The organism is Pseudomonas sp. QD4, assembly GCF_049199125.1.
Lineage (GTDB): Bacteria > Pseudomonadota > Gammaproteobacteria > Pseudomonadales > Pseudomonadaceae > Aquipseudomonas.
In genome coordinates, this window is record NZ_JBLZOM010000007.1 from 225,839 (window position 1) to 236,818 (window position 10,980).

The 10,980-nt window shown below is 63.6% G+C and carries 13 protein-coding genes; 5 read left to right on the forward strand and 8 right to left on the reverse strand.

The genetic code is table 11. The features are described from left to right. Positions 1–33 precede the first annotated feature (33 nt). Positions 34–1,095, reverse strand: coding sequence for an ankyrin repeat domain-containing protein (locus ACOZJV_RS30185; RefSeq protein ID WP_421549190.1), 1,062 nt, complete (start codon positions 1,093–1,095; stop codon positions 34–36). Positions 1,096–1,310: 215 nt separating this feature from the next. Between ACOZJV_RS30185 and ACOZJV_RS30190 the strand changes: the two genes are divergently transcribed. After that, positions 1,311–1,550: a hypothetical protein gene (locus tag ACOZJV_RS30190; RefSeq protein ID WP_020297345.1), complete on the forward strand. Its 240-nt coding sequence runs from the start codon at positions 1,311–1,313 to the stop codon at positions 1,548–1,550. 116 nt (positions 1,551–1,666) lie between these two features. On the opposite strand, the gene ACOZJV_RS30195 is transcribed toward ACOZJV_RS30190, so the two are convergent. From ACOZJV_RS30195 to ACOZJV_RS30205, 3 genes are all read right to left on the reverse strand, one after another. Then, complete coding sequence (locus ACOZJV_RS30195) at positions 1,667–2,032, reverse strand: outer membrane protein assembly factor BamE (RefSeq protein WP_078468626.1); 366 nt, start codon at positions 2,030–2,032, stop codon at positions 1,667–1,669. Positions 2,033–2,179: 147 nt separating this feature from the next. Next, positions 2,180–2,545 (reverse strand): hypothetical protein, encoded by a 366-nt coding sequence (locus ACOZJV_RS30200; protein ID WP_421549191.1) that lies wholly within the window; start codon positions 2,543–2,545, stop codon positions 2,180–2,182. Between the two features lie 457 nt (positions 2,546–3,002). Beyond that, entirely contained in the window at positions 3,003–3,725 is a 723-nt protein-coding gene (locus tag ACOZJV_RS30205) for an ArsR/SmtB family transcription factor (RefSeq protein ID WP_421549192.1), read from the reverse strand. A 122-nt stretch (positions 3,726–3,847) separates the two neighbouring features. Here ACOZJV_RS30205 and ACOZJV_RS30210 point away from each other — a divergent pair, with 122 nt between their 5' ends. Continuing rightward, entirely contained in the window at positions 3,848–5,281 is a 1,434-nt protein-coding gene (locus ACOZJV_RS30210) for an MFS transporter (protein WP_421549193.1), read from the forward strand. Between the two features lie 109 nt (positions 5,282–5,390). After that, a complete protein-coding gene (locus ACOZJV_RS30215; RefSeq protein WP_421549194.1) occupies positions 5,391–5,963 on the forward strand; it encodes a hypothetical protein in 573 nt (190 codons plus the stop codon). A gap of 42 nt (positions 5,964–6,005) precedes the next feature. Here ACOZJV_RS30215 and ACOZJV_RS30220 read toward each other — a convergent pair whose 3' ends face one another. Then, positions 6,006–6,455 carry a hypothetical protein gene (locus ACOZJV_RS30220; protein WP_421549195.1) on the reverse strand — a complete coding sequence of 150 codons (450 nt, stop codon included), beginning with the start codon at positions 6,453–6,455 and terminating at the stop codon, positions 6,006–6,008. An 88-nt stretch (positions 6,456–6,543) separates the two neighbouring features. After that, on the reverse strand, positions 6,544–8,115 hold the full coding sequence (locus tag ACOZJV_RS30225; protein ID WP_421549196.1) for a L,D-transpeptidase family protein: 1,572 nt from the start codon (positions 8,113–8,115) through the stop codon (positions 6,544–6,546). 168 nt (positions 8,116–8,283) lie between these two features. Here ACOZJV_RS30225 and ACOZJV_RS30230 point away from each other — a divergent pair, with 168 nt between their 5' ends. Next, positions 8,284–8,997: a murein L,D-transpeptidase catalytic domain family protein gene (locus ACOZJV_RS30230; RefSeq protein WP_078468618.1), complete on the forward strand. Its 714-nt coding sequence runs from the start codon at positions 8,284–8,286 to the stop codon at positions 8,995–8,997. A gap of 63 nt (positions 8,998–9,060) precedes the next feature. Here ACOZJV_RS30230 and ACOZJV_RS30235 read toward each other — a convergent pair whose 3' ends face one another. Next, complete coding sequence (locus ACOZJV_RS30235) at positions 9,061–9,795, reverse strand: HNH endonuclease (RefSeq protein ID WP_421549197.1); 735 nt, start codon at positions 9,793–9,795, stop codon at positions 9,061–9,063. A gap of 123 nt (positions 9,796–9,918) precedes the next feature. After that, complete coding sequence (gene ykgO / locus ACOZJV_RS30240) at positions 9,919–10,068, reverse strand: type B 50S ribosomal protein L36 (RefSeq protein WP_020297337.1); 150 nt, start codon at positions 10,066–10,068, stop codon at positions 9,919–9,921. A 231-nt stretch (positions 10,069–10,299) separates the two neighbouring features. Here ykgO and ACOZJV_RS30245 point away from each other — a divergent pair. Continuing rightward, positions 10,300–10,980: TolC family protein (locus ACOZJV_RS30245; protein WP_421549198.1), on the forward strand; the 681-nt coding region annotated here is incomplete at its 3' end.

A 10,980-nucleotide genomic window follows, 5' to 3' on the forward strand; every position in this document is an offset into this window, starting at 1 on the left:
CGCCGCCGAGACCCGACTCCCGCCCGAGCCCCCTTACCTGCTGTAGGCAGGCGCCGCCAACGCCAATGGCTGGGGATTGGCAATCACCCAGTGCACGGCCAACTCACAGAGACGATCGGTCTGCCCAGCGTCATCGTCCCCTCCGCGCAGAGCGGCAGCCAGCGCCCGAGCCTCATCGATTTCGGCAGCAGGCAGCGCCACGGCACTGCTCAGGTGCCCCACCAGGGCCGTCAACATCGCCTTGAAATCCGCATCCCAGTTGGCCGAGCCGTTGTGGTGAATCTCTTGGGAAATACGGCCGCTGATGCGGATCACCTCGCCCTGCACTGTCGCCGCCGCGCCGGAGGATGGAATCAGCAGCGCCCACAATTGCTGATGCTGTTCAAACCAGCCAGTGGCCGTTACCACGATGGCAGACTGCCCGTCATGCACCTTGCGCGAGGCGACCGGAGTGACGTCGAACAGGCGATAGAGACTGGCCAGGCCGGCTTGCGTTGCCTCGAGGTAGTCCGGGTTGAAGGAGGCCCGGTGAAACTCGAATTCACGGCCGATGCGCTCCACCTCGGCAAGCATGCTGTCATCGCGTTGCAGGCCTGCCGCCAACAGGATCTCGGCGATGTTCGCGGTGGCCTCGATATCGGCGTTGCGCGTAGTGACCAGGGCGATATGCAGCACGCTGTGCCCCTGCCGGTTCCTGGTGTCGACATTGGCGCCACGGCGGATCAGGGCAGCAATGGCCTCGGCCTTGTGGCTCTTGGCCGCGGCATGCAACGGCGTGTCGCCCTGGTAATCCCGGGCCTCGATATCGGCCCCCAAATCCAGCAGCAGATCGACGCCACCGATCCAACTCGTACTGCGATGGTGCAGGGGCGTACGTTGGTAAGTGTCACGGGCATCAATAGCTGCGCCCTGCTCCACCAGCCAGCGGGCCAGCGCGTCAGGACAGTTGTAAAAGCCCAGCGCGGTGTTCTTGCTATAGCCGCCGGTGGCTTCAAGCTCGCACCCTTCGAACACGGCAACCAACTCGGCAACCGAGCCCTGCTCCAGCAACTGATCGAAATCCTTCGGCAGTGTCTTGCGTTTACGCTTGGCCATGGCGGTGGTCATCATCCTGATCAAAAGGCGATCATCATAAAACCAAATCTTTCATTGGTCACAGCCATCACTTTGGGGGGCAGGCCCGTGCCAAGCCATTATCGACACACAACCCGTGGCGTCATTCCATTCAAACCGCGACATCACCCGGAAAATGGCGCACCGTGTCCCGTATCCACCAACGCATCACAGACCCACCTTTATCCGGACGTCACATGACACCCAACGCAGAGCGCTATAACCCTTCCACCGACTATGCCGACAAGCTGATTTCGCGCATCGGCCAGACCCCTTCATGGATCGCGAAACGTATTGGCGTGACCGACAAGCGCATTCGCTACATCCTGGATGGTGAAAGGACCGTCAAGGGCGAGACCAGTGCCATTCAGATGACGTACACCGAGCAGTTTGCCCTTGAGTGCCTTGCCGCAGAGGCCCAGGCCAAGAAGAAGTAAGCAGGAGTGGCGGGGCCTCGAGTCGCGCCCGAGGGTGAATCTCGGAAGTCACAGGCACCGGCCCTGGATGCAAAAAGCCCAGCGATAAGCTGGGCTTTTTGTTGTGGCGCAAGCTATTACATCCCGGCTGCATCCAACAGCGCGTTGCCCGACTGACCTGGCGTGCCACCGCCCTTGTAGACGTCCAGCAGCACGCCTTTGGACGACCATTCGAAAATGGTGCTCTCGTTGACGTTGGGGGCAAACGGAAGGGCCGCGATTTTGGTGTAGGGATAAGTCCAGATTTCCTTGCCACCCACTTCAGACTTCTTCGGTGGATGGCCAATGGCGGCAGTCACTTGCTGCTGAGTAGTCTTGCCCTTCTGGAACTGGGCAAGTTGCTGCGACGACACCTGCGTCCCGGAGTTGTAGTCCAGGGCGGCGCAGCCGTGCAACAACAGTGAAGCAGAAACGAGCACAGCAAGGGTGATGCACTTTTTCATTTACAGATCCTTGAAGGGGATAGTCTCGACCTCTGAGACTGGCCGGAAGTCTAAGCAGACTGGCCAGTTGCCCCAATAGCACAAATGTACTACTCCCCGGGTGCCCCCTTGTTGCTGACGCCTGAGTGCTCAGGCGTTTTTCAGCCGCTAGGGGACCAGCTCCACGTAGCTGGACTCCCCTCCTCCCGTCGCGCCCGACAACCAACCCCAGGTGAAGGCCAGCGTGGTGAGCCCGGCCTGATCAACGCCGACCGTCCCCCGGGACCAGCCGGCCAGAATCTCGCCCTCCGTCGTCAGGCAATGAAAGAGAAGTTCAAGGGTATCCGGGCCGGTCACACGTCCGACCTGATGCCCCAGGTGGATCCGGCCGCCCTGGTAAGTGCTCGAAATGGCGTTGCCCTCGACCAGGTAATGAAACACCGTGCCGGCCCCGGAGAGCCCCTGGGTGTTGTCCGCCACCGAAAACCGGCGGTTGTGCAAACGTTCGCCGAGTTGAGAAAAGGCGTTATCCATAGAAGTCGCGTCCTGTTTTGATCGAGAGGAGTCATTCCAGCGGTCGCTGATCTTAAGCCATTTCCAGGTACAGCTTTGCCCCCTATGAAATGGCGGATCCAGCGTCCACTTTTACCCGCCCGGCCCCTTGGCGGATTCGCAGCAGATCTATACTTAAAACAGGGAATCGACTTCCCTTTCAAGAACCTAGAGGTGATGTGTTGGGTGGGAATCGTGACGATGGCAAGCAATACCAGGGCGCGCTCTTCAAGGTGTTCGTTTCATCCACCGAGGCACTGGAAATAGAGGACTACATCGATTACTTCCTTAGAACCCGCGGCTATGAGCTGTCTGATTCAAACCGAGACATAATCGCCGCAAAACTCGAGAGAATCCCTGACAGGCCTCACCACACCCTCAACGAACTGGATCGCTGGCTCGACTTCCAATTCAGCGAATAAACCCAGCCGGAGCAGGTTCAATCCGCAGGCAGCCGCGGAGTCTCAAGGGATTGTTGATCGACTCCGAACTGCTCCTGCAACCCGACCCAGCCCTCGGGCGTGACCTGGATCGCCCGGGAGGCTTTCACCCGGCGCAGCCAGCCCCTGGCGCACAGCAGGTTCAGCAACTGCACCCCCAGCGGCCCGGCCAGGTGGTGTTCGCGCTCGGTCCAATCCAGGCATTGCAGAGCCAGGCCACGGCGGCTGGCTTTGACCTGCGTGACGTCCAGCCCCAATTCGGCCAACCAGGCCTGGCCTGAAACGGTGATCAGGAACTGCTGGTCTGGCCCAGGTTCGATGACCCCTCGCGCCTGCAGCGCCTGGGTCATGGCGACGCCCAACTGCCCCGCCAGGTGATCGTAGCAACAGCGGGCAAAACCCAGGTCTCGGGCGTGGCGCCCCGGGGCGAGCGAACGGATGTCGCGGACCGGGGTGATCGCCGCCAGGCTTTCCAGGGCGATGGCCACTTCGGGACTGGCCAGGCGAAACAGGCGATGCCGCCCCTGGGTCTCGACCGCCAGCAAACCTCCGCCCAGCAGCTTGGCCAGGTGGCTGCTGGCAGTCTGCGCGGTGATGCCCGCCACATAGGCCAACTCGCCAGCCGGGAGTGCCTGACCACCCACCAACGCCATCAGCATGGCCGCACGGGCCGGGTCGGCCATCAGGAAGGCAGTGGAAGCAAGGGTCGGGTTCACAGGCATGGTCGGTCTCCAGGGGTGGCCATGGTAGCCCGAACCCTGCCCGGACACTTCGATGCGTGACGAAACGTCCGGCAGCCCTGGGTACTTAGACTGCAAGCCGCCCCCCGTACCGGATCCTGCCCATGGTTGCCCCGACTGATACCCCGCTCCTGCACCGCGCGCGCCATACGCCTGCGTCCGCAATACAGACCGCCATCCCCGTGCCTGCCCAGCAGCGCCAGGTGTTGCTGGCCACCAGCCTCAGCTACGCGCTGATCATGCTCGACACCTCGGTGGTCAACGTCGCCCTGCAACGCATGGCGCTCGGGCTCGACGTGACGGTCAGCGGCTTGCAGTGGGTCATCAGTGCCTACACCCTGGCATTCGCCAGCGCCCTGCTGACGGGTGGCGCCCTGGGTGATCGCTGGGGCGCGCGCAAGCTGTACCTGGTCGGGCTGCTGCTATTCACTTGCGCCTCGCTGGCCTGCGGGGTTGCCGCAAGCCCGGGGATGCTGATCGCGGCGCGTGTCGCCCAAGGCCTTGGCGCGGCGCTGCTGGTGCCTTGCTCCCTGAAGTTGATTCATCAAGCCTGCCCCGACCCACAACAACGGGCGCGCGCCATCGGCCTATGGGCCAGTTGCGGCGGTATTGCGATGGCGTCCGGACCGCTGATTGGCGGGGCGCTGACCCAGTGGCTGGGGTGGCGCAGTATTTTCTTCGTCAACCTGCCCCTGGGCATATGTGGCGTGGTACTGGCCTGGCGCCTGCTGGCCGATCCGCAGGCGCCGCAGGGCGTACGCTTCGACTGGCCGGGCCAGCTCGCTGCCAGCGTCGCCCTGGCCGCGCTGATCGGGGTGTTGATCGAAGGCCAGGCGCTGGGCTGGACGTCGCCCCTGATACTCTCGGGCGCGGCCATTGCCCTCGTGGCCGGCCTGGCCTTTGTCTGGATCGAGGCCCGTTCGCCCCATGCCATGCTGCCCCTGGCGCTGTTTCGGCAACCGATATTCGCCGGCTCGACCCTGGTGTCCGCGCTGTCGGCCCTGGTGTTTTACGGCCTGTTCTTTGTCACCAGCCTCGACTTCCAGCAAATCCGGGGCTATTCGCCGCTGCACGCCGGGCTGGCCTTTGTGCCATTGACCGCAATGGTCGCGCTGGCCAGCCTGCTCTCGCACCGCGTCGTTCGGGCCTGCGGTACGCGCTGGCCGATGTGCGCGGCGTTTGTGCTGTATGCCATGGGGGCGCTGGGGTTGATGCAGGGGGGAAGCCTGCCGAACCTGCTCTCGATGATCGCCATCGGCCTGGCCTCGGGCTTCATTTCGCCGGCGGCCACCGCGCCTGCCATGGAGGCCGTGGCGCCCCAGGCGGCCGGCGTGGCAGCCGCGACCTTGAACACTGCGCGGCAAACCGGGGCAGCCCTGGGCGTCGCGATCTTCGGTTCGCTGGTGACGGCTCTTCCATCCTTTACGACCGGCCTGTCGGCGGCACTGTGGGCCGCGGCGGGGCTTTCGCTGTTCGCGGCGCTGGTCTGGGGCAAGGTCATGGCGCGGGCGGCGCAGCCACGGCGACGCCCTCGATAAGGGCGGATGCGTATTTTGTCTTCGGGGGAGCTGACCGAGCCCTCAGGACTCGCGTATCGTCTCGCCTGCTTTTGGCCACCGCCCAGCCCCTCGTCCAGGTACCCGAAAAATGCACAACCGCCCCCCCCGCCTCATGCTTCTCGGCTTGCTACTGGCCTTTGCCGGCCAGGCTCCGGGAGCCGAGTTGCAGGCACCGAACCTCAATGTGCTGGCCTGGCCACGCATGAGTTCCGGCGAATTGGGCTGTTACCTGGAGAAGACCCTGGGCCACCGCGACCCGCGCTTCAATTGCGCCTTGAGCCATTATCAGGCGCCGACCGACCCGTGCCACGACACTGATCGCTACGACGAAGGTCCGGCGTTTCCCCCGCGCCTGGCCAGCAGGGTCCACCCGCTGGCGACGGACGTCGAGCTGACCTGGGAACACGGGGAGTTGCAGCAACTGACCCTGACCCTCAAGGGCACACTCGACGCCGCCCAGGTGCGCCAGGCCTTTGGCTTGCCCGATACCGAAGGCTCCGCAACACCCGAAGGCGGCCTGCCGGAAAACATCATGACCGCGCACATCGAGTCGTCGCCCGCATCGCTCCCGGGTGATGGTTCACAGGGCTCGACCTCGATCACGCTGACGGGTTTCGAGCATATGGGCGCGGGCGATGTCGAGTGCGACGCCGGGCAATAAAAAGCCCCGCACTTAGGCGGGGCTGATCAGCTTCGGGGGGAATTACCAGGCCCCGGTGCCACATGGGTTTTCTTTCGAGTTGTAGGGTTTGAGCAGTTTGCTCAGGCCTTTGGTCGGCACCGAGCTGGTCAGGGCGCCGGCCTTGAGCTCGATCTTTTTCGCCTTGCGCATGGCCGCCCAGAACTCCGGGAAGTACCCCGAGCACGCATTGCACTCAACGTAGAACGGGTTGCTGTACTCGACGCCGTCGACGATCACGTCGAAGCCGCCCTTGTCGTTGTGGGAGTAGAACGATTGGCCGGCGATGGTTGCCGAGCCGCTGACCGGGCTCATTTCATCGTCGGCGTCACAGGCAAAGTTCAAGTAACTGGTGCTTTCATCCCCCGCGAAAAACTCGGTCTTGCCCTGACCCCAACCCGATTGCCACTCCCCTATTGCGGCACTGGCCGACGCGCAGAGCAAAAGGAGAAGCGTCGGTGCAAATAGTTTCATGTCCGTTTCCTTGCGAAGCGATGAATTGACTGGGTGATGCCAAAACAACATTACACCCGTTATCAACCCCGCTCCGCAAGTTGAGCCTTCAGGGTTTACCGCCCAGGGCCGCCAGCAGCGCCGCATCCCGCCCGTAGATATCCGGGGCATACAGCAGTTGGCCATAGCTGTCGGCCTGCGCCGTCCAATAGGTGAGCAGGATCGGCACCGGCTTGGCCAGGCGGAACTCATGAGTCAGGCCGGTCGCCAGCAACTCATCGGTACGTGCCCGTTCGGCCGGGCTCAGCAGCCAATCACGCAACTGCATGACCTGCTCGACCCTTACACAGCCCGAGCTGAAGGCCCGCGGCCCTTTGCTGAACAGTGCCTGGCTCGGGGTGTCGTGCAAGTACACCGAAAACGGGTTGGGAAAGCGCACCGCCATTTTCCCCAGCGGGTTGCGCGGCCCGGCGTCCTGGCGCAAGAGGATATTGCCCGGGTTGTCCCAGTCGATCTGGTCCGCGGCCAGGGGGTGCCCTTCGCTGTCCAGCACCTGCAGGTTCTGCCGGCTGAGGAAGGTCTGGTCGCGACGGATCTGCGGCAGCTTGTCTTCGCGCAGAATGGTCGGCGGCACGGTCCAGGTCGGGTTCAGGGTCAGGCGCGTAACCCGGGACTTGAGCAGCGGTGTCTGGCGCTCGGCCCGTCCGACCTGGGTCCGGGTCTGCCATACCGGCACGCCATCCTGGTACACGCTCAACTGCGCCGCGGCGACGTTCACCAGCAGGCTGGTGGGCTCCAGGTCCTGGGCCAGCCAGCGAAACCGCTCGAGGTTGACCCGCAATTGCCCACGGCGCACGGCAGGGCTGATGTTCAGTTCATTCAAGGTGCCCTGCCCGACCACCCCGTCGGCCTGCAGCGAATGGTTGAGCTGGAAACTCTTGACCGCGTTTACCAGCTCCGGGCCATAGGCGTTATCGTCCGTGGCCAGGGGGCTGCTCAGGTAGCCCTCGCTGAACAGCCGCTGGGCCAACGCGGGAACCCGCGCGTCCTGCATGTCCGGGCGCAACAACGGCCCGCTGGCCAGGGGCTGCCACTGGGGCAGCGGCTGCTGGCGCTGCTCGGCATACAGCTGGCGCAGGCGCTGATAAAGCTCGATGCCCGGGCGCGCCTGCTGGAATGCGCTGGCAAGGTCCGCAAGCCCCGGAGCAGCCAGCGCCAGGAGCTCGGCCTCACGCTCGGCAGGCGCCTGACTGGCGTGCCACAGCGGCTCGAAACGCGCCTGCGACAAACGGCCGTAGTGCAGGTCCTGCAGGGCCTTGAGATATTGCCGGCTGGTATCGAGTTCGGCACACCACGCGCCGGGGGTCGCCGCATCGGCCGGCAACGGGTAGCTGGCCGGGTCGAGGCCGTCATCGGCCAACTGCTGCAATTGAGCCTGCAAGGCCGCCACGCGTCCGTCGACGGACCAGATTTCAAGGTCATTGTGTTGCTGGTAAAACGCCTGCAACAGGCTTCGGGTCGGCCCGTCCATCTGAACAGCCAGGGCCGGGCACGCGAGGGATAACTGGGTGAATGCCGACTGCACGGGGCTGGTCGGATCGACTATCGGTTCGTCGGCGGTCGCGACCAATGGCGCAGCGAGCAGGCAAAGGCTCAAGTAACATGCGGTTTTTTTGAACAACTGCTTTACTCCAAATCCATGGCCGTCATAGGACGGATCAACCTCGGCAACCGTTGCCGCGAACCAGCAGGCCAAGCGTAGCAAGCGCTGGCGGGGGAACCACAGAATGTCAGGAGCCAACGCAATGGTAGGGACTCTTTTTACCGACCGCTATACAGACCGCTTCCCATGCTGATTTTTCTGCGCCGCCTGGGCCTGGCAGCGACAACCCTGGGGGCCATCTGCAGCCCCGCGTTCGCCGTCGGCACCCCAAGCCCGATGATGTTCAACAGCCTCGCCCACGCCGCCCCGGAACTCAATCCACAGGCCCTCAAAAGCGCCCTGAGCGCCATGCAGTGCGCGGTCAACAGCGGTGCCCGCCAAGCCCGGCACCTGGCCGTCATCGACTACTCGCAACCGTCCACGGCTCGCCGTCTGTGGATATTCGACCTGCGTAAAAAGACCCTGGTGCTGCGCGACCTGGTGGCCCATGGGCAGAAGTCCGGGGAAAATTTCGCCACGCAGTTTTCCAATCGCCTGGGCAGTTATCAGTCCAGCCTGGGCCTGTTCCGCACCCAGGAAAGCTATGAAGGCAGCCACGGTTATTCGCTGCGCATGGACGGCCTGGAACCGGGGTTCAACGACCGGGCCCGTGATCGCGACATCGTGATTCATGCCGCCGACTACGTGAACCCGCTCTGGAGCCAGCGCCAGGGCCGCATCGGCCGTAGCCAGGGTTGTCCGGCGGTGCGCCCGCAAGTGGCCCGCCAGGTTATCGACAAGCTCAAGGACGGCCAGTTCATGTTTTCCTGGTACCCCGACCAGCGTTGGCTCAAGTCCTCGGCCTACCTCAACTGCCAGCCACGCCAGGTGGCGAGCATCGTCAGTGCCAAAGGCGGTTGAGGCCACCGGCGCGCCCACAAAAAAGCCCTGCAGTGCCAGGGCTTTTTTTACGGCTGGACGTCCTCAGGGCTTGAATACCTCGCGCCGGTGGTAGGCCAGGTAAACCGCCTGCTGCGGATTGAACGGTGTGGGCGTGAGGTCGCCATGCAAGTGCCAGGCGCCCAGCACTTCAGCGGCCTGGGCCGACACCCGCAACTCGCCGCTGTCTTCGAACGAAATCCAGCCCCGGTCAAATAGCCGGTCGACGTGGGGGGCGAGCATCAGCCCGTTATTGCCGTCGAGACGCTCGGTGTTATTGCAGTCTTTCCAGGGCTTGATATGGCTGGCGATAAGGAAGTTTTTCGCGCTCACCCCGGTCAGCCGGCAGCGCGGCTCGATCTGGAGCGCTCGCTGGCGAAACAGGTCCTGGCCGATGCGGGAGCGGATCAGGCGCTGTTTCTCAGTGGCGCTAAGACGGGGGTCCTGTTCGATCTGACGCTGCTGCTCATCAGCCAGGGCCTGGTCACGGATGTCCTCGGCGGCCGCTGCCTGCTCGGCTTGCTCCGGGCTCGGTATCCGGGGCTGGGCCCGGAAAAACGACACTTCGCGGCGGGTAAAATCCACTCGATCTTTAAGAAAGCCTGCGTCCAGCCATTGCTTGGCCTGAGGCCGCTGCGGGTCATTGATCCAGGCGGTATGGGTCTGGGTGTAGTCCGGCAATTCGAAACCCAGCATGTTCTCGATCTCGGTGAAGGTCAGGGTCACTGAGTCGGTGCGCAGGGCGTTGAAGTAATCGCCAAGGGGCTGGTATTTGCTCACGGGAAACCTCCATGTCGGAAACAGCCCGCAAACATACGACAAGCCAGCGCCCCGAGAAAGCAGCCAGTGAGGCATTGAGCAGGGAGCGTTGACCCAGGGTGAATGCCCGGGGCCGATCGCGGCTCAGCCTTTGTTCTTGTTTTTCGCCCCGCCCTGGCGCGCCTTGAAGCGCGGGTTGGATTTGCAGATCACGTAGATCCTCCCGCGACGCTTGACGATCTGGCAGTCGCGGTGACGATTCTTGGCTTCTTTGAGGGATGAAAGCACTTTCATGGTGAGGCTCCTGAGGGGGCTTAAAAATATGTAATAACATATCATAATCACCAATAAGAATAATTATCAACTCCTGAGTTGAAACCCCCAGCAGCCCTAACCTTTGCGTTGGCACGCGCCTCGGCCTCGGCCATAGAATGTCCATTTCAAGATAAATGATTGGGAGTTCACGTTAGACGGTCGATTGACCGGCTCTCTAGAGTGGCCGCACCCCTTACAAGAGTGCGCCCCATGGATCTCTATCGACGGTCGCTGCTGGCCTTGTTTTTTGCGACGCTCAATGGCTGCGCCAGCTGGAGCGAGCCCACAGCCAGCCCTGCCCCCCCTGCCGCCGCCAGCGTCAACAGCCCACTCCCGGACCAGTGGTGGACCCTGTATCGCGACCCGGCGCTGAACGCCGCCGTGGAGCAGGCGCTGATTCACAACCGGGACTTGCAAGTGGCGGCGGCGAACCTGCTGCAAGCCCGCGCATGGCTGCAGGAGGCCGACGCCCAGGGCCAACCGCAAACCGCCTTCAGCGCTGATGCCGGTTATGGCAGCTCGGCGGACGATCAACTGGAAGCGGCACTCAACCAGAGCTCGCACATTCGCACCGGCAGCCGCTATCACCTGGGTCTGGCGGTGGCCTGGGAACTCGACCTTTTCGGCCGTTTGCAATCCTTGAGCCGCGCGGCCCAGGCCGACGCCGAATCCGCCCAGGCCGCCGCCGACGGGCTGCGGGTGCTGGTGGCCGCACAGACCACCGGCGCCTGGCTCGATGCCTGCAACTACGCCCGGCGCGCCAGCATCGCCCGGCACGCCCTGAGCCTGGCCGAACGCAGCCAGGCCCTGGCGTCGAGCCTGCACAGCGCCGGTGCAGGCAGCGCGCTGGAAGTGGCCCGGGCCCAGGAGCGGGTCGGCCAGTTGCAAGCC